This is a genomic window from Mycolicibacterium pyrenivorans (genome assembly GCF_025821625.1).
Taxonomy (GTDB): Bacteria; Actinomycetota; Actinomycetes; order Mycobacteriales; family Mycobacteriaceae; genus Mycobacterium; species Mycobacterium pyrenivorans.
In genome coordinates this window covers 48,175-64,666 of the sequence record NZ_JACKSH010000089.1, presented here as the reverse complement: position 1 = coordinate 64,666, position 16,492 = coordinate 48,175, and the positions used below count along the sequence as shown (strand labels likewise).

The 16,492-nt window shown below is 68.6% G+C and carries 17 protein-coding genes; 9 read left to right on the top strand and 8 right to left on the bottom strand.

Going from position 1 to position 16,492, the window contains the following annotated elements:
* Positions 1 to 5 precede the first annotated feature (5 nt).
* The 4 genes from H7I57_RS11165 to H7I57_RS11150 form a co-directional block, all read right to left on the bottom strand.
* On the bottom strand, positions 6 to 1,844 hold the full coding sequence (locus tag H7I57_RS11165) for an oligopeptide ABC transporter ATP-binding protein OppD (RefSeq protein ID WP_264023550.1): 1,839 nt from the start codon (positions 1,842 to 1,844) through the stop codon (positions 6 to 8).
* Complete coding sequence (locus H7I57_RS11160; RefSeq protein WP_264023549.1) at positions 1,841 to 2,749, bottom strand: oligopeptide ABC transporter permease OppC; 909 nt, start codon at positions 2,747 to 2,749, stop codon at positions 1,841 to 1,843. Before H7I57_RS11160 ends, H7I57_RS11165 begins: the two co-directional genes overlap by 4 nt.
* On the bottom strand, positions 2,746 to 3,723 hold the full coding sequence (locus H7I57_RS11155) for an oligopeptide ABC transporter permease OppB (RefSeq protein WP_264023548.1): 978 nt from the start codon (positions 3,721 to 3,723) through the stop codon (positions 2,746 to 2,748). Before H7I57_RS11155 ends, H7I57_RS11160 begins: the two co-directional genes overlap by 4 nt.
* Before the next feature lie 81 nt (positions 3,724 to 3,804).
* Positions 3,805 to 3,978: a hypothetical protein gene (locus H7I57_RS11150; protein ID WP_264023547.1), complete on the bottom strand. Its 174-nt coding sequence runs from the start codon at positions 3,976 to 3,978 to the stop codon at positions 3,805 to 3,807.
* A 277-nt stretch (positions 3,979 to 4,255) separates the two neighbouring features.
* Between H7I57_RS11150 and H7I57_RS11145 the strand changes: the two genes are divergently transcribed.
* The 8 genes from H7I57_RS11145 to H7I57_RS11110 all read left to right on the top strand — a co-directional run bounded on the left by H7I57_RS11145 (position 4,256) and on the right by H7I57_RS11110 (position 12,086).
* Positions 4,256 to 4,960 (top strand): response regulator transcription factor, encoded by a 705-nt coding sequence (locus H7I57_RS11145; protein ID WP_264023615.1) that lies wholly within the window; start codon positions 4,256 to 4,258, stop codon positions 4,958 to 4,960.
* Positions 4,938 to 6,551 (top strand): sensor histidine kinase, encoded by a 1,614-nt coding sequence (locus H7I57_RS11140; protein WP_264023546.1) that lies wholly within the window; start codon positions 4,938 to 4,940, stop codon positions 6,549 to 6,551. The genes H7I57_RS11145 and H7I57_RS11140 overlap by 23 nt, the downstream gene beginning before the upstream one ends.
* Positions 6,552 to 6,720: 169 nt before the next feature.
* Positions 6,721 to 7,221, top strand: a complete 501-nt coding sequence (locus tag H7I57_RS11135) for a beta-class carbonic anhydrase (RefSeq protein ID WP_264023545.1) — start codon at positions 6,721 to 6,723, stop codon at positions 7,219 to 7,221.
* 195 nt (positions 7,222 to 7,416) lie between these two features.
* The gene (gene cysD, locus H7I57_RS11130; protein ID WP_264023544.1) at positions 7,417 to 8,346 is read left to right on the top strand and encodes a sulfate adenylyltransferase subunit CysD; all 930 of its coding nucleotides are present in this window, start codon (positions 7,417 to 7,419) and stop codon (positions 8,344 to 8,346) included.
* A gap of 31 nt (positions 8,347 to 8,377) precedes the next feature.
* Positions 8,378 to 10,228, top strand: coding sequence for a sulfate adenylyltransferase subunit CysN (gene cysC / locus H7I57_RS11125; protein WP_264023543.1), 1,851 nt, complete (start codon positions 8,378 to 8,380; stop codon positions 10,226 to 10,228).
* A complete protein-coding gene (locus tag H7I57_RS11120; protein WP_264023542.1) occupies positions 10,225 to 10,968 on the top strand; it encodes a 3'(2'),5'-bisphosphate nucleotidase CysQ in 744 nt (247 codons plus the stop codon). The genes cysC and H7I57_RS11120 overlap by 4 nt, the downstream gene beginning before the upstream one ends.
* 32 nt (positions 10,969 to 11,000) lie before the next feature.
* Positions 11,001 to 11,600, top strand: coding sequence for a cysteine hydrolase family protein (locus H7I57_RS11115; RefSeq protein ID WP_264023541.1), 600 nt, complete (start codon positions 11,001 to 11,003; stop codon positions 11,598 to 11,600).
* A 9-nt stretch (positions 11,601 to 11,609) separates the two neighbouring features.
* Positions 11,610 to 12,086: an Rrf2 family transcriptional regulator gene (locus tag H7I57_RS11110; RefSeq protein WP_264023540.1), complete on the top strand. Its 477-nt coding sequence runs from the start codon at positions 11,610 to 11,612 to the stop codon at positions 12,084 to 12,086.
* Here the strand turns inward: H7I57_RS11110 and H7I57_RS11105 are convergent, their stop codons facing one another.
* On the bottom strand, positions 12,087 to 12,482 hold the full coding sequence (locus H7I57_RS11105) for a VOC family protein (RefSeq protein ID WP_264023539.1): 396 nt from the start codon (positions 12,480 to 12,482) through the stop codon (positions 12,087 to 12,089).
* A gap of 73 nt (positions 12,483 to 12,555) precedes the next feature.
* Between H7I57_RS11105 and H7I57_RS11100 the strand changes: the two genes are divergently transcribed.
* Positions 12,556 to 13,590 carry a nitronate monooxygenase gene (locus H7I57_RS11100; protein ID WP_264023538.1) on the top strand — a complete coding sequence of 345 codons (1,035 nt, stop codon included), beginning with the start codon at positions 12,556 to 12,558 and terminating at the stop codon, positions 13,588 to 13,590.
* A gap of 34 nt (positions 13,591 to 13,624) precedes the next feature.
* Here H7I57_RS11100 and H7I57_RS11095 read toward each other — a convergent pair whose 3' ends face one another.
* From H7I57_RS11095 to H7I57_RS11085, 3 genes are read right to left on the bottom strand one after another with little or no spacing between them, the layout of a single operon-like run.
* Positions 13,625 to 14,497 carry a restriction of telomere capping 4 family protein gene (locus H7I57_RS11095; RefSeq protein ID WP_264023537.1) on the bottom strand — a complete coding sequence of 291 codons (873 nt, stop codon included), beginning with the start codon at positions 14,495 to 14,497 and terminating at the stop codon, positions 13,625 to 13,627.
* A 31-nt stretch (positions 14,498 to 14,528) separates the two neighbouring features.
* Positions 14,529 to 15,173, bottom strand: a complete 645-nt coding sequence (locus tag H7I57_RS11090; protein WP_264023536.1) for a response regulator transcription factor — start codon at positions 15,171 to 15,173, stop codon at positions 14,529 to 14,531.
* Positions 15,161 to 16,489: a sensor histidine kinase gene (locus H7I57_RS11085; RefSeq protein WP_264023535.1), complete on the bottom strand. Its 1,329-nt coding sequence runs from the start codon at positions 16,487 to 16,489 to the stop codon at positions 15,161 to 15,163. The genes H7I57_RS11090 and H7I57_RS11085 overlap by 13 nt, the downstream gene beginning before the upstream one ends.
* Positions 16,490 to 16,492 lie beyond the last annotated feature (3 nt).

Here is a 16,492-nt window from a genome sequence, read left to right as displayed (position 1 = left end):
TGACTCTAACCGCCGTCCGCCAGCGGCCGCGGCACCGCTGAGAGCAACCTGCGCGTGTACGCGTCGCCGGGGTGGGCGAACACCTGCTCGCTGTCGCCGAGCTCGACGATCCTGCCCTTGTGCATCACCGCCACCCGGTGGGCGAGGTGTTTGACCACCGACAGGTCGTGAGAGACGAACAGGTACGCCAGCCCGAAGCGCTCCTGCAGGTCCAGCAGCAGGTTGATGATCCCCGCCTGGATCGACACGTCCAGCGCCGACACGGGTTCGTCGAGGGCCAGGATCTTCGGCTGCAGCGCCAGCGCCCTGGCGATGCCGATGCGCTGCTTCTGCCCTCCGGAGAACTCCGCGGGGTATCGTCCCGCGTCCTCCCGGCGCATCCCGACCACGGTGAGCAGCTCGCCGACCCGCTCATCGGTCTCGGTCTTGCCGAACCCGTTGGCGCGTAACGGTTCTGCGAGCACGTCGAACACCGGAAGCCGGGGATCCAGTGACGCGACGGGATCCTGGAACACCACCTGGAGGTCGCCCCGGAGTGCCCGGCGGCTGCGCCTGTCCAGCGACGCGACGTCGGCGCCGAGCACTTCGATGGTGCCGGCCTGCGGGGTGGTGAGGTCCAGGATCTGGTGCAGCGTGGTCGATTTGCCCGAACCCGACTCACCGACGATGCCGAGGGTGCGGCCCTGCGAAAGCTCGAAGCTGACACCGTCGACGGCCCGCACCTCCCCGATCCGGCGGCGGAGCACCACTCCTTTGGTCAACGTGAATGTCTTGACCAGGTCGCGGACCCGCAGCACCACGGGTTCCCCGGCGGCCACGTCGGCCCCCCGCAGTGGTGCCGTGGAAACGCCGTAGATCTCGGCCGCGGTGCGATCCCCGACGTGTTCATGCCTGATGCACGCAACCTGGTGGCCGGGCGCGACTGATACCAGTTCCGGTTCAGCGTCGTGGCAGTCCGCGACGGCGAGCGGGCACCTGGGCGCGAACGGGCATCCCGGCGGCAGCGCCACCAGCGACGGGGGAGCGCCGGGGATGGGTACCAGGCGTGCCCCCTGGGGCGCATCCAGGCGCGGTACCGACCCCAGCAGTCCTGCGGTGTAGGGCATCCGGCGGCTGCGGTACAGGTCGGCGACCGGCGCCGTCTCGACCGCCCGGCCGGCATACATCACGAGCGCGCGGTCGGCGAACTCGGCGACGACCCCGAGGTCGTGGGTGATGATCAGCACGCCGGCGCCGGTGACGTCGCGTGCGGTGCGCAGCACGTCGAGGATCTGCGCCTGCACCGTCACATCCAATGCCGTCGTCGGCTCGTCGCAGATCAGCAGATCGGGGTCGTTGGCGATCGCGATCGCGATGACCACACGCTGACGCTCACCGCCGGACAGTTCGTGCGGGAACGCCCGGGCCCGTCGCTCCGGCTGGGCGATGCCGACCAGTTCGAGTAGCTCCACCGCGCGGGTGCGTGCGGCCCGCCTGCCGATGTCGCTGCGATGGACACCGATCGCCTCGGCGATCTGGTCGCCGACGGTGTAGACCGGGGTCAGCGCCGACATCGGATCCTGGAAGACGGTCCCGATCTTGTTGCCGCGGATGCGTGACATCTGCTGGTCGGACAGCCCGAGCAGCTCGTCGCCGTGCAACCGCACGGAACCGGACACCTCGGCGTACTCGGGCAGCAGCCCGACGACGGCCATGGCGCCCGCCGATTTCCCCGCACCGGACTCGCCGACCAGGGCGACGACCTCGCCGGACGCGACGTGGTAGTTCAGGCCGCGCACCGCGGCGACACGCTCGGTGTCGGTCGGGAACGCGACCGTCAGATCGCGTACCTCGAGCAGGCTCATGGCTGCTCCGCCCGCATACGCTTGCTGCGGCTCGGGGCGGGACGCGCCGACGGATCCAGCGCATCGCGCAGCCCGTCGCCGACGAGGTTGGCGCACAACACGATCAGCACCAGAACCCCGGCGGGGAACAGGAACACCCACGGGAAGGTCGTCACCGATCGGGTGCCGTCGGCGATCAGGGTGCCGAGCGAGACGTCGGGAGGTTGCACGCCCAGGCCGAGGAAGCTCAGGCCCGTCTCCGCCAGGATGGCCACGCCGACGTTCAGCGCGGTGTCGATGATCAGGATCGACGCCACGTTGGGCAGGATGTGGCGGGCGATGATGTGCCGGTTACTGACGCCCATATACCTTGCGGCCACCACGAATTCGCGTTCCCGCAGGCTCATCGTCAGCCCGCGCACGATCCGTGAGCTGATCATCCAGCTGAACGCCGAGAGCAGCAGGATGAGCCACAGGATGGTGCCCGACTGCCGGGTGCGCGGGGTGACGACCGCGATCAGGATGAAGCTCGGTACGACCAGCAGCAGGTCGACGATCCACATCAACGTCCGGTCCCGCCACCCGCCGAAATAGCCGGCGACCGCACCCACGGTGGCCGCGATGACCGTCGAGATGAAGGCCACACAGACACCGATCAGCAGCGACTTCTGCATACCGCGCAGCGTCTGCGCCAGCAGGTCCTGGCCCAACGCGTTGGTGCCGAACCAGTGTGTCGGGCTCGGTGGCTGCTGCAGCGCGTAGTAGTCCAGTTCGGTGTAGGAGTACGGCAGCAGCGGCGGCAGCGCGTAACACCCGATGAACAGCACGGCCAACACGACCAGCGACGCCACCGCGGCCCTGTTGCGCAGGAACCGGCGCAACACCAGGGTGCGCCGGGACACGAACTGGTACTCGGTGACGCTCACGACACCCTCACCCGGGGATCGAGCGCTGCGTAGATCACGTCGGAGAGCAACCCGGCCAGCAGAATCGTCGCACCCGAGAATACGGTGATCGCGGCGATGATGTTCGTGTCCTGCGTCGTGACCCCCTGCACCACCCATTCACCCATGCCGTGCCACCCGAAGATCTTCTCGACGAACACCGCGCCGGTCACGAGCGCGCTGACGCCGTAGGCGAACAACGTGGCCATCGGGATGAGGGCGGTACGTAGCCCGTGCTTGAACAACGCCCGGCGGCGGGTCAGGCCCTTGGCCCGTGCCGTCCGGATGAAGTCCTGGCCCAGCACGTCGAGCATCGCGTTGCGCTGGTAGCGGCTGAACCCCGCGATGGACGCCAACGCGAGGGTGAACGTGGGCAGCACCAGGTGCTGCATTCGGTCGACGAACTGGTCCCAGGCACCGCCGGCCGCATCCGGTGACGTCTCGCCGGTGTACTCGAACACCTGCAGCCCGAGCACCGAGTTGACCTTCAGCGCTCCCAGGATCAGCAGGTTGGCCACCACGAACGTCGGCGTGCTGATGATCAGCAGCGACAGCACCGTGATCACGCGGTCGGAGAGCCGGTACTGGCGGATCGCTCCCCAGGCGCCCACCACGACGCCCACGACGGTGCCGACCACCGAGCCGATGACCACCAGCCGCAGGCTGACACCGATGCGCCGCCACAGCTCGTCGCTGACCGGCTGCCCGGTGACGGTGGTCCCGAAGTCCCCGCGGACGGCGTCGGACAGCCAGTTCGCGTACCGCAGCGGGATCGGTTTGTCGAGGTCGAGTTCGGCGGCCTTCGCGTCGATGACGGACTGCGGTGGTCGCGGATTGCGTTCGAGCAGGCTGTCGAGCGGCTCGAACGTCAGCGACGTCAGGCCGAACGTGAAGAACGACGCCAGCCCCAGCAGCACGACGTAGTTGAGCAGCCGACGCGCAAGAAAGCGGGTCATGCGGTGGGTCCGCGGCGGGGCTGCATGGGCACAGGTTATGAGAAATGTGTTGACACAGCCCGTTCATGCCTCCCGGCGTGGCTAGGGGGGTGTCTGGCGGGGTGGGCCGCCGGGGTGCCCCGGGCCCGCCGGTCCGGCGCCGCTTGCCGGGTCGAAGGCATGGTGGCCGGGAGGGCCGATGGCGGGGGTGGGTTGGTCGGTCGCCGCGTAGATCGCAGCGCCGCCGAGGCAGGCGATGACCGCGGCGATGGCCACGGCGACCGCGGACTCCCGCGTGCCCCATCGCCGTGGAGTCGGCCCGGGTCTGCCCCAACCGGATCGTCGAAGGTCACGGGGTCGGTGCTCATGACGACCACCCTGCACCCGGTCGCTGGGTGCGTGCTGTGAGCCGACTCAGCATCGGGTGTGCCCGGATATTCACAGTCCGCACATAGGAACGGCACAGGGAACCCCTAGGACGCGGACACATAATGGGGCGGTGGCCGACACCCCTGCATCCTCCGGCGGCGGTGGTGACACTGCGCGCGTGGTGATGCGCCGTGCCGACGGCAGCCCCATCCACGTCCTCGTCGTCGACGACGAACCGGTGCTGGCCGAGCTCGTGTCGATGGCATTGCGATACGAGGGCTGGGACATCGCGACCGCCGGCGACGGGGCGACCGCCATCGCGATGGCCCGGGAGAATCCGCCGGACGTGGTGGTGCTCGACGTGATGCTGCCGGACATGAGCGGGCTGGAGGTGCTGCGCAAGCTGCGCGAGCAGATTCCCGGCCTGCCTCTGCTGCTGCTCACCGCCAAGGATTCGGTCGAGGATCGCATCGCGGGCCTGACCGCCGGCGGCGACGACTACGTGACGAAGCCGTTCAGCCTCGAAGAGGTCGTGCTGCGGTTGCGGGCCCTGCTGCGGCGCACCGGGGTCGCCACCGACACCGGCGGCGCCACGATCGTCGTCGGGGACCTCGTGCTCGACGAGGACAGCCACGAGGTGACGCGCGCCGGCGAGGTCATCTCGCTGACCGCGACGGAGTTCGAACTGCTGCGCTTCATGATGCGCAACGCCAAACGCGTGTTGAGCAAGGCGCAGATCCTCGACCGGGTGTGGAGCTACGACTTCGGCGGCCGATCGAACATCGTCGAGCTGTACGTGTCCTACCTGCGCAAGAAGATCGACAACGGACGAGAGCCGATGATCCACACGTTGCGTGGTGCGGGGTATGTCCTCAAGCCCGCGCGCTGAGCGCCTGCGGGCCGTGGTCCGCTCTCCGCGCGGGTGGTCGCTGCGGACCCGCCTGCTCGTCACCCAGGTGCTCCTGCTCGCGGTGGTGTGTGCGGGTATCGGCGTCGCGACCGAGTTCGCGTTGCAGCGCTTCCTGATGAACCAGCTCGACGAGCAGGTGGTCGAGGCCGGTAGGCGCTCGGCGGTGATCTTCGACTTCGGCCCGCCGCCACCGGACATGGGGCCGCGGGTGATGAGACCGCCCCGCGTGATCATGGGCCCGCCGCCGCAGGAGGGGTCGACTCGCCGCTTGGTGATCCGCGACGACGAGGGACCGGGTCCTGCCTTCCTGAACGCGCCGGGGCAGGCGATCCGCACGGTCGGTGCCGTGGTTTTGGAAGGCACACCGGTGGCGGCCGGTGTCATCACCGCCGACGGTGCCCGCGCCGAGATCTCGGCCGCCGCAGCCGACCAACTCGCCGACGTTCCCGCGGACATGCGCCCGCGAACGGTCGACCTGGACGGCCTCGGGCGCTACCGCGTCGTGAGTTCACCCGCCCACCACCCGGGCGAGACCGTCGTCACCGGTCTGCCCACCGCCGACGTCGACGACACGCTGCTGTGGGTGCTCGTGATCTTCTGTGTCGTCGCGGCCGTCGCACTGGTGGCCGCCGCGACGGCGGGCATCGTCATCGTGCGACGCCAACTCGCGCCGCTGGCAAGGGTTTCCGCGGCCGCGCAGCAGGTCGCCGACCTGGAGCTCGACCGCGGCGAGGTGCGGCTGCCGACCCCGATCGTCAAGGTCGATCCGGTGGCCGCCCACACCGAGATCGGGCAGCTCGCCGGTGCGCTGAATCGCATGCTCGACCGCATCGCCGGGGCGCTGTCGGCGCGCCATGCCAGCGAGACCAGGGTGCGGCAGTTCGTGGCCGACGCCAGCCACGAGTTGCGCACACCGTTGGCCGCGATCCGTGGCTACACCGAGCTGGCGCAGCGTAAGCGGGCCGACCTTCCCGGCGACGTGGCCCACGCGATGAACCGTGTCGAGTCCGAGACCGAGCGGATGACCCAGCTGGTCGAGGACATGTTGTTGCTCGCCCGGCTCGACACCGGGCGGCCGCTGCAACGCGAATCGGTCGATCTGACACGGCTCGTGGTGGACGCGGTCAGCGACGCGCACATCGCGGGCCCGGAGCACACGTGGGAACTGGACCTCCCCGACGAGCCGGTCGTGGTCCCCGGCGACGAGGCGCGGCTGCACCAGGTGCTGTCCAATCTGCTGGCCAATGCCCGCATCCATACGCCGCCCGGCACGTCCGTCACCACCTCGCTGACCGTCGACGGAGCGGACGTGGCGCTGACGGTCCTCGACGACGGCCCCGGTGTCCCGGCCTGGCTGCAGCCTGACGTCTTCGAGCGGTTCGCGCGCGGTGATTCGTCGCGCTCGCGACGCGGCGGCAGCACCGGCCTGGGTCTGGCGATCGTCGAGGCGGTGGTGCGGGCGCACGGTGGCACCATCGAGGTGCGCAGCGTGCCGGGCAGGACGGAGTTCGTGGTCCGGCTTCCCGGCGATCCACAGCCAAGCCACAGCGGAGGCCAATCGGACCCCTAGCGCGGACGCCGTTGATCTTCGGTCGAGACTGAGCTTGTGCGAGAAACTCTCCAGACTTCGCACAGGAGTTCAGTTTCGGCGCCCCGGAATCTGGCTGATTCTCATCCGCCACGACGCGGCCAGGTGTTGTTATCGTCGCAGCGCTTCGGCAGGAAAGCAGGAGGTCGACATGTCGGTGACAGACGAATACGTGAAGAACAACGAGGAATACGCCAAGACGTTCCAGGGGCCGGGAAAGCCGTTGCCACTGCCGCCGAGCAAGCACGTCGCCGTCGTGGCATGCATGGATGCCCGGATGGACGTGTACCGGATCCTTGGACTCGGGGACGGCGAAGCGCACGTCATCCGCAACGCCGGCGGTGTCGTCACCGATGACGAGATCCGCTCGCTCGCGATCAGTCAGCGGCTGCTCGGGACCAGGGAGATCATCCTGATCCATCACACCGATTGCGGAATGCTGACCTTCACCGACGACGACTTCAAACGCGCCATCCAGGACGAGACCGGGCTGAAGCCGGAGTGGGCGGCCGAGGCCTTCCCCGACGTCCACGAGGATGTGCGCCAGTCGCTGCGGCGCATCGAGGCCAGTCCGTTCGTCACCAAGCACGAATCGCTGCGCGGCTTCGTCTTCGACGTCGCGACCGGTGCGCTCGAAGAGGTCACTCTCTAGTCACCCCGACCCCGAGCGCGCCGAGATCCGACTTTTGCAGGCCCTTACTCGCAACACTGCTGCAGAAGTCGGATTTCGGCGTGCCTGGGTGAACGGCTGGGCACCCGCTCGACGTTGACAGCGCCGCCGTCGGCTCGCTAGATTTCAGGGCATGATTGTTAACTTGGTCATTTCTACCAACTTTGTGGGTGAGTTGTGACCACGATCGAGGAACTCACCGAGAACGCGGGCCGTTACGAACTGAGCCATCTACGAGCGCTGGAGGCCGAGGCCGTCCACATCATCAGGGAGGTGGCCGCGGAGTTCGAGCGGCCTGTCCTGCTGTTCTCCGGCGGCAAGGACTCGATCGTGATGCTGCATCTGGCGATCAAGGCTTTCCGCCCGGGCAGGCTGCCGTTCCCGGTGATGCACGTCGACACCGGGCACAACTTCGACGAGGTGCTGGCCGCCCGTGACGAACTGGTCGCGGAGTCGGGGGTGCGGCTGGTGGTCGCCAAGGTGCAGGACGACATCGACGCGGGCCGGGTCGTCGAGACGATTCCCTCGCGCAATCCGATGCAGACCTTCACGCTTCTTCGTGCCATTCGCGAGCACAAGTTCGACGCCGCGTTCGGCGGTGCGCGCCGCGACGAGGAGAAGGCCCGCGCCAAGGAGCGCGTCTTCTCGTTCCGTGACGAGTTCGGGCAGTGGGACCCCAAGGCGCAGCGCCCCGAGTTGTGGAACCTGTACAACGGCCGCCACCACAAGGGTGAGCACATCCGGGTGTTCCCGCTGTCGAACTGGACCGAGTTCGACATCTGGTCCTACATCGGTGCCGAGAACATCAAGCTTCCGTCGATCTACTACGCCCATCAACGGCAGGTGTTCGAACGCGACGGCATGCTGCTGGCGGTGCACGAGTACCTGCAGCCGCGTCAGGACGAGCCGATCATCGAGAAGACGGTGCGGTTCCGCACGGTCGGCGACGTCACCTGCACCGGCTGCGTCGAATCGACGGCGGCGACGGTGTCCGAGGTGATCGCCGAGACCGCGCTCTCGCGGCTCACCGAGCGCGGGGCCACCCGCGCCGATGACCGGATCTCGGAGGCCGGGATGGAAGACCGCAAGCGCGAGGGGTACTTCTGATGGGGCGAGCGAAGCGACGGGGGAAATAACGATGGCGACGCTTCTTCGCATCGCGACCGCAGGTTCGGTCGACGACGGAAAGTCCACGCTGATCGGCCGGTTGCTGTTCGACTCCAAGGCCGTGATGGAGGATCAGCTCGCGGCCGTGGAGCGCACCTCCAAGGAACGCGGGCACGACTACACCGACCTGGCTCTGGTCACCGACGGGCTGCGCGCCGAGCGGGAGCAGGGCATCACCATCGACGTGGCCTACCGCTATTTCGCCACGGCCAAGCGGAAATTCATCATCGCCGACACCCCGGGGCACATCCAGTACACCCGCAACATGGTCACCGGGACCTCGACCGCGCAGTTGGCGATCGTCCTGGTGGACGCGCGCCACGGGTTGCTGGAGCAGTCGCGCAGGCACGCGTTCCTGGCCTCGCTGCTGGGGATCCAGCACGTCGTGCTCGCGGTCAACAAGATGGACCTCGTCGGCTGGGACCAGGAAATATTCGAGACGATCCGCGACGACTTTCATGACTTCGCCGCCCGGTTGGACGTCCACGACGTGACGACCATTCCGCTGTCGGCGCTCAACGGCGACAACGTGGTCACCAAGTCCGACGTGACGCCGTGGTACGAGGGTCCGCCGCTGCTCACCCACCTCGAAGAGGTGTACATCGCCGGGGATCGCAACCTCGTCGACGTGCGGTTCCCGGTGCAGTACGTGATCCGGCCGCAGACCCACGACCACCATGATCACCGCAGCTACGCGGGCACGGTGTCCAGCGGCGTGATGCGGGTCGGAGACGACGTCGTCGTGCTGCCGACGGGCAAGACGACCCGGGTCGCCGCGATCGAGAGCCCGGGCGGGCCGGTGCAGGAAGCGTTTCCGCCGATGGCGGTGTCGGTGAGCCTCACCGACGACATCGACATCTCGCGCGGTGATCTGATCGCCCGCCCCAACAACCACCCCAGGGTCACTCAGGAGTTCGACGCCACGGTGTGCTGGATGGCCGACGGCGCAGCGCTCGAACCCGGTCGCGATTACCTGATCAAGCACACCACCCGCACGACGCGGGCCAAGGTGATGGGTCTGGACTACCGCCTCGACGTCAACACCCTGCATCGGGACAAGTCGGCCACGGCGCTCAAGCTCAACGAACTGGGACGTATCTCGATGCGCACCCAGGTGCCGTTGTTACTGGACGAGTACAGCCGCAACGCTTCGACCGGTTCGTTCATCCTGATCGACCCGAACACCAACGGCACGGTCGCGGCGGGCATGGTGCTGCGCGACGGCACCGTACGGGACGCAAGCCCGAACACGGTGCGTCATGAGTCGCTGTGCACCGCAGAGGACCGCCTGACGAAGGGCAGGACGGTGTGGTTCACCGGGCTGTCCGGGTCGGGTAAGTCGTCGGTGGCGATGCTCGTCGAGCAGAAGCTGCTCGAAAAGGGGATTCCCGCTTACGTTCTCGATGGGGACAACCTGCGTCACGGGCTCAACGCCGACCTGGGCTTCTCGATGGCCGACCGGTCGGAGAACCTGCGGAGGTTGGCACATGTGGCCGCGATCCTCGCCGATTCCGGTCAGGTGGTGCTCGTTCCGGCGATCAGCCCGCTGACCGAACACCGCGAACTGGCGCGCAAGGTGGCCACCGATGCCGGCGTCGAGTTCTTCGAGGTGTTCTGTGACACGCCACTGGAGGATTGTGAACGCCGGGATCCGAAAGGCTTGTACGCCAAGGCCCGTTCCGGCGAGATCACCCACTTCACCGGGATCGACAGTCCCTATCAGCGACCCAAGAACCCGGACCTGCGGCTCTCGTCGGACCGCACGGTCGACGAACTGGCAGCCTCGGTCATCGATCTTCTCGAGAGCAGAGGGCAGAAGTGAACGACCACGAACTCGCCGCACACCTGGCCACCGAGGCCGGCGCGCTGCTGCTCGATGTTCGCGCCGAACTGGCGGAGGCGAGCGCCGAGGAGAGAAAAGCCGCGGGAGACAAGCGCTCCCATGACTTCCTGATGGCCGCGCTGAACGCTGAGCGGCCGCAGGACGCGGTGCTTTCGGAAGAGGGTGTCGATGATCCGGTGCGGCTGGTCGCGCAACGGGTATGGATCGTCGACCCACTCGACGGCACCAGGGAGTTCTCCGAGCTCGGCCGGTCGGACTGGGCGGTGCACGTGGCTCTCTGGGAGCGCAACGGCGGTTCCGGCGAGCTGATCGCCGGCGCTGTCGCGCTACCGGCGCAGGGCGTCACGCTGGCCACCCCGACGGTGGCCGCCCCTCCCGCTGCTCCCGAGGTTCCGCGGATCGTGGTCTCACGCACCCGGCCCCCCGCCGTTGCGCTCGAGGTGCGCGATGCACTGCACGGCGTCCTCGTCGAAATGGGTTCCGCCGGAGCGAAAGTCGCATCCGTGGTGCAAGGCCTCTCGGATGCCTACGTGCATTCGGGGGGCCAGTACGAATGGGACTCGGCGGCCCCGGTCGCCGTCGCCCGGGCCGCCGGGCTGTTCACCTCGCGCATCGACGGTTCCGCGCTGACCTACAACCAGCGCGATTCCAAGCTGCCCGACCTGATCGTGTGCCGGCCCGAACTCGCCGACGCGGTACTGGCGGTCACCGCACGCTGAGCCGGCCGATCGGGCCCGCGTAGGCTCCAAGGATGTCTGATCTCAACACGATGCGTGCGATGGCGGGCCTTCCGGTCGCCCCGGTCAGCCTGGCCGACTCGGCGCTCATTCTGATCGACTGTCAGAACACCTACACCCGTGGGGTCATGGAACTCGAGGGCGTCCAGTCCGCCCTCGACGAGGCCGCGGTGCTGCTGGAGCGGGCCCGTACGGCGGGAATCCCGGTCATCCACATCCAGCACGACGACGGCCCCGGATCGCTCTACGACATCGAGGGCGAGAGCGGGGCGATCGTCACGCAGGTCGCGCCGCGCGACGGTGAAGCGGTGGTCATCAAGAACTATCCGAACTCGTTCGTGCAGACCGACCTCGACGACGTCCTCAAGGCCTTCGACGCGTCGAACCTGGTGCTGGCGGGGTTCATGACGCACATGTGCGTGAACTCCACGGCGCGCGGCGCCTTCAACCTCGGCTACGCACCGACCGTCGTCGCCGGCGCCACCGCGACGCGCGCGCTGCCCGGCATCGGCGGCGATCCGGTGCCCGCTCAGGCGATCCACACCGCCAGCCTGGCCGCGATCGCCGACCTGTTCGCCGTGGTGGTTGCCGGAGCCGCGAACATTCCCGACTAGCCTCTGCTTATGCGGATGTCGGCCAAGGCGGAGTATGCCGTCAGGGCCATGGTGCAGCTGGCCACGGTCGACGACGGCACTCTGGTCAAGACCGACGACCTGGCCAAGGCCCAGGGCATCCCGCCGCAGTTCCTCGTCGACATCCTCTCCGACCTGCGCACCGACCGGCTGGTGAAGAGCCACCGCGGCCGTGACGGCGGGTACGAGCTCGCCCGGGCGGCCGCCGACATCAGCATCGCCGACGTATTGCGTTGCATCGACGGGCCGCTGGCCAGCGTGCGGGACATCGGTCTCGGGGATCTGCCGTACTCCGGTCCCACCGCGTCGTTGACGGACGTCTGGCGCGCGCTGCGCGCCAGCATGCGTTCGGTGCTGGAGCAGACCACCCTCGCCGACGTCGCGGCGGGTGCGCTACCCGAGCACGTGTGCGTGCTGGCCGACGACTACCGCCGCCAGGAAGGGGCGCGCGGGCATTCAGATGATTAGTCAGCCCGCGCGCGACCCGTAGGGCCGGGTCAGGATCTCCATGTAGTGCCCGCCCGGATCCTGGAAGTACACCCCTCGCCCGCCGTCGTTGTGGTTGATCTCGCCCGGTCGCGCCCCTCGCGGGTCTGCCCAGTGCTGCAGTCCGCGCGCCCGGATGCGCCCGTAGATGGCGTCGAATTCCTCTTCGGAGACCAGGAACGCGTAGTGCTGCGGATGGATCTCACCGTCACCCACCTCCGCGTAGTCGAGGCTGACGGGATGCTCCGAGCCGACCTTCACCACCAGGAAATGGCCGAACGGCTCCGGGCTTGGCAGGTCGAACAGTTCGGTGAGGAACTCCGCCGACGCCGTCTTGTCCCGCGCGGCGACGATCGTGTGGTTGAACGTGATGGCCATCGCCATCCAGGATAGGACGAATTCTGATTGCCGTTCCTGCAGCGGCAGCGGGCGACCGTGATACGAAGAGCGCGTGGCGTTCGATTTTCGTGATCTGGACGTACCCGTCCTGGTCGCCCCCATGGCGGGCGGGCCGTCCACGCCTGAGTTGGCCGCGGCGGGAACCGACGCGGGCGGCCTGGGGTTCGTGCCCGCGGGTTATCTGACCGCCGAGGCGTTCGCCGAGCGACTGGAAGCGGTGTGCCGGTTGAGCACCGGGCCCATCGGGGCCAATCTCTTCGTGCCGCAGCCCAGTGCCGCGACCCCCGCTGCCGTCGAGGGCTACGCCGACGCGCTGAAGGTCGAGGCGAAACGCTATGGCGTCGCCCTCGGGGAGCCCCGCTTCGACGACGACGACTGGGACGCCAAGCTCGAGGTGCTGCTGGACCTGCGCCCGCAGGTGGCCTCGTTCACCTTCGGTCTGCCGAGCGCCCAGGAACGGCGGCGGCTCACCGACGCGGGCATCACGACCGTCGGCACGGTCACCACGCTGGCAGAGGCGCGGCTTGCGGCCGCGCGCGGCGTGGACGCGGTGGCCGCCCAGGGGCCGTCGGCGGGTGGGCACCGCGGCACGTTCGACGTGACCGCGCCACCATCGGAGCAGCCGCTGGACGATCTGCTGGCCTCGATCCTGGCCGATCTCGAGATCCCGGTCGTGGTCGCCGGAGGCTTGATGGACGCCGGCGACGTGCGCCGGGTGCTGCGGGCGGGGGCGGTGGCCGCCCAGCTCGGGACCGCGTTCCTGCTCGCCGACGAAGCAGGCAGCAGCGCAGTGCATCGGTCCGCGCTGCGCGATCCGCAGTTCACGGAAACGGTTGTCACCCGGGCATTCTCGGGCCGGTACGCGCGCGGGCTGCGCAACCGGTTCGTCGACGAGCACGAGGTCGAGGCGCCGTTCGGGTATCCCGAGGTTCACCACCTCACCAGCCCGGTGCGTGCGGCGGCGGTGCGTGCGGGTGATCCCCACGGGGTCAACGTGTGGGCGGGGACGGGATACCGGAAGGCCGAGGCCGCCCCCGTTGCCGCGATCATCGAGAAGCTGACCGACCCGGGCGGGCGGGCGGACTGAGCCGGCCCAGCCGGAGCGCAACCCCGCGGACTGGTCAGTCCAGTTCCTCGATGACCACGTCACCGGTTTCCGACCGTGCGGTCACGACCGACGCGGCGTCGCCGCGTTCCCGGGTCTGCGGAACACGCACGACCGTCGAGCCCCGCTCCTGGCCCGTGGTCGCGTTCACGACATAGGGACCCGGCGAAGGTAGCGCGAGGACGATGTCACCGTGCCCGGTCTCGGCGTCCAGCGTCGTTGGAGCCCCGGCGAAGTCGACGCTGACATCGCCTGTCTGCGTGACCGCCCGGAACGATTCGGACACCGAGATCGGCTCCCGGCTGGCGATGTCGCCGTGCTCGTTGGTGATCTCTATGTGACGGGCCGAGCCACTCAGCACCACGGCCCCTTCGCGGGTCCGCGCGATCAGCTGGTCGACATCGGCCTCGGCGAGAACCACACCCATCTCCTGTTGGGTGGTCACCGTCAGCCGGCGCGCCAGCTCGGGCGGCAATACGAGCGTGATCTGCGAAGCTCTGCCCCAGCCCAGGATCGGTGAGTCCTCGGCGTCGATGCTCACCCGCGCGGTGGGGCCATCGGTGCTGACCGACAGGGGATCCGAGCCCGCGCGGACGGAGTTCACCATCCGCATGTCCACACGGGGTTCGCGAGCATCGCGATCGCTGGTGATGCGGATGGCCACCGGAACCGACCCGGTGTCGACGGTGATCGAGCGCAGATTGGCCGGCAGCGCGGTGGAGTCGGCGACGACCCGGAAGGTGCTGACCCCCCAGGCGAGGGTGCCCAGCGAGGTGACGGTGCCGACGACCAGTACGGCGGCGGCGACGATCAACGCGACGCGAACGGCGGTGCGGCGACCGGGGGACAGCGGTGGCGGCGGTGCCGCCGGGGCGGGCGGGGTGGTCATGGTCGTCACTTTTACAAGTCCTTTCGGCGCTTCAGGATTCGAGGTATCGCAGCACTGCGAGGACGCGGCGGTTCTCACTCTCGTCAGGAGCGAGGTTCAGCTTGGCGAAGATCGACGCGATGTGCTTCTCGGCCGACCCGACCGACATGTGCAGTGCCACTGCGATCGCGGAGTTGGTCCTGCCCTCGGCCATCAGCTGCAGCACCTCGTGCTCGCGGGGTGTCAGCGCATCGAGGACATTGCGCCGGTGGGAGCGGACGAGGATCTGGGAGACCACCTCGGGGTCGAGCACGGTGCCGCCGGCTCCCACGACCGCCACGGCGTCGAGGAACGCGGGCACGTCGGCGACCCGGTCTTTGAGCAGGTAGCCGAAACCCTTTGTGTCCGAGGCGATCAGGTCGGCAGCGTAACGCTCCTCGACGTAGTGCGACAGCACCAGCACCGGTGATTCCGGGTTCTGGCTGCGCAATAGCGCCGCGGCCCTGATGCCTTCGTCGGTGAACGTCGGGGGCATCCGCACGTCGAGGATCGCCAGGTCGGGGCGGGTCTCACTGACCAGCCGCAGCAGGTTGGTGGCGTCGGGCACGCCGGCGACCACCTCGTGGCCGGCATCGGTCAGGATCCGCTCGATGCCGGCGCGCAGCAGAGCCGAATCCTCGGCGATCACGATCCGCATGGCAGCACCACGGTGACGATGGTGGGTCCGGTGACCGGGCTGGACACCGCGAACGTGCCACGGGCGGCGCGCACCCGTTCGTCGAGGCCGCGTAATCCGGTGGTGTTGTCGTCGTCGGTGATCCGGGCACCCCCGCGCCCGTCGTCGAACACCGTGACGTGCAACTCGTTAGCGGTCTCGTCGAGTCGTACGGTGACCGCCGCATGGGATGCCTCGGCATGCCTGGTGACGTTCGTCAGCGCCTCGGCGACCACGAAGTACGCGCACGCCTCGACCTCCTCGGGCAGCCGGTAAGGCAGGTGCACGCTCAGCGTCGTCGGAACCCCCGAGTTGGTCGCACGTTGCACCACCGAGGACAGGGCCGCGTCCAGGCCGCGGTCCGACAGGATGGTCGGTGCGATACCCCGGACCACGTTGCGCAACTCCACCAGGGCGTTCTTGGCCTCGTCGTGCGCCTCGGCGATCAGCGCCTTGGCCGCGGGCAGGTCCGCGTCGAGTTTGGTCTGGGCCAGCCCGATCGTCATCGCGAGCGAAACCAGCCGCGGCTGCACGCTGTCGTGCAGGTCGCGTTCGATGCGGTGGCGCTCGGTGTGCGCGGAGGTCACCGCGCCCTGGCGCGCGTCGGCGAGCGCACTGACCTGGTACTGCAGCTCGGCGGTGGGGGACGGAGACAACAGCCAGCGGTCGATGGTCGCGTCCAGTGCCGGCGCGAACACCAGCAACACCACGGCGGCGGCGAGCGCCGCCAGGGCCAACAACCAGGCGGCCGGCGTCGGGAGGAACGACAACCCGGCATCGGGATCGCTGTGGCCGATGGCGATCGCGGCGGCTGGAGCGAGGAACGCGAACACCAGGAGCGCCAGCGCCAGCCCGGTGACCAGAATGTCGTAGGCCATCCGAAGGTAGTGGTGGGCCACCGATTTCCAGAACCGTGCGCTGCTCACATCGAGCCACAGCTGGTGGGCCCAACGTTGGAAGCCGGTGTGCGGTGACAGGCGCCGCGCCGGAATCCCGATGCCCATGCCGAACACCGCTTCGCTGCGCACCCGCTCGACATGGTCGACACCGCGCATCAGGTAGATGAAGACCACCGCGGCCAGGACGAATCCGATCACACTCGGGATCGAGGTGATGCCGACGACCAGAATTGCCAACGGAATCCAGAACCACGCTGCCCCGAGCACGCCGCCGGTGATCAGCGACGCGCTCGGCACCAGGCCGATCCCGCGGGTCCGTGACACCGGCGGGTCACCCGACTCCTGCGTGCCGGCGGGCGCCGGGTCGGTGACGGCATCCAAGTCTGTAACTGCGGCCATGAC

What these genes read in the sequence shown, in the direction of transcription:
- H7I57_RS11165 (WP_264023550.1), bottom strand. Translation starts at nt 1,844, where the DNA reads ATGAGCCTGCTCGAGGTACGCGATCTGACGGTCGCGTTCCCGACCGAC.
- H7I57_RS11155 (WP_264023548.1), bottom strand. Translation starts at nt 3,723, where the DNA reads ATGACCCGCTTTCTTGCGCGTCGGCTGCTCAACTACGTCGTGCTGCTG.
- H7I57_RS11145 (WP_264023615.1), top strand. Translation starts at nt 4,256, where the DNA reads ATGCGCCGTGCCGACGGCAGCCCCATCCACGTCCTCGTCGTCGACGAC.
- H7I57_RS11140 (WP_264023546.1), top strand. Translation starts at nt 4,938, where the DNA reads ATGTCCTCAAGCCCGCGCGCTGAGCGCCTGCGGGCCGTGGTCCGCTCT.
- H7I57_RS11135 (WP_264023545.1), top strand. Translation starts at nt 6,721, where the DNA reads ATGTCGGTGACAGACGAATACGTGAAGAACAACGAGGAATACGCCAAG.
- cysC (WP_264023543.1), top strand. Translation starts at nt 8,378, where the DNA reads ATGGCGACGCTTCTTCGCATCGCGACCGCAGGTTCGGTCGACGACGGA.
- H7I57_RS11115 (WP_264023541.1), top strand. Translation starts at nt 11,001, where the DNA reads ATGTCTGATCTCAACACGATGCGTGCGATGGCGGGCCTTCCGGTCGCC.
- H7I57_RS11110 (WP_264023540.1), top strand. Translation starts at nt 11,610, where the DNA reads ATGCGGATGTCGGCCAAGGCGGAGTATGCCGTCAGGGCCATGGTGCAG.
- H7I57_RS11105 (WP_264023539.1), bottom strand. Translation starts at nt 12,482, where the DNA reads ATGGCCATCACGTTCAACCACACGATCGTCGCCGCGCGGGACAAGACG.
- H7I57_RS11095 (WP_264023537.1), bottom strand. Translation starts at nt 14,497, where the DNA reads ATGACCACCCCGCCCGCCCCGGCGGCACCGCCGCCACCGCTGTCCCCC.
- H7I57_RS11090 (WP_264023536.1), bottom strand. Translation starts at nt 15,173, where the DNA reads ATGCGGATCGTGATCGCCGAGGATTCGGCTCTGCTGCGCGCCGGCATC.
- H7I57_RS11085 (WP_264023535.1), bottom strand. Translation starts at nt 16,489, where the DNA reads ATGGCCGCAGTTACAGACTTGGATGCCGTCACCGACCCGGCGCCCGCC.